This is a genomic window from Chryseobacterium sp. SIMBA_029 (genome assembly GCF_046535275.1).
Classification (GTDB): Bacteria; Bacteroidota; Bacteroidia; order Flavobacteriales; family Weeksellaceae; genus Chryseobacterium.
This window is the reverse complement of record NZ_JAWRXA010000931.1, coordinates 1-230: the sequence shown is the minus strand read 5'-3', so window position 1 is coordinate 230 and position 230 is coordinate 1. Positions and strand designations below refer to the sequence as shown.

Genomic DNA, 230 nt, shown 5'->3' with positions numbered 1-230 from the left:
CCTTCTTTCGGACCTACAACGGCCGTGGTTGTGGAAAAGCTCCGCACTTGGGGTCCTTGTGGTGGCCGCGTTCATGGCACTGCTGGTTGTTGCCTCCGGTTTCGAGGCGAATACTCCGACGCCGGGAACGGTGACGATCCTGCTCGACTCAGCGTTCTCACTCACACTGACCGGAGCCGCCGTCGTAGGCTCTTTCTCCTTTACCCGGGATTTCGGTGCCGGGTGCATCG

General features: G+C 60.9%; 1 protein-coding gene. It reads left to right on the top strand.

All coding sequences use genetic code 11. The features are described from left to right. Positions 1-230, top strand: a 230-nt coding sequence (locus tag SB679_RS26555) for a hypothetical protein (protein ID WP_410705449.1), incomplete at both ends; no start/stop codon positions are given.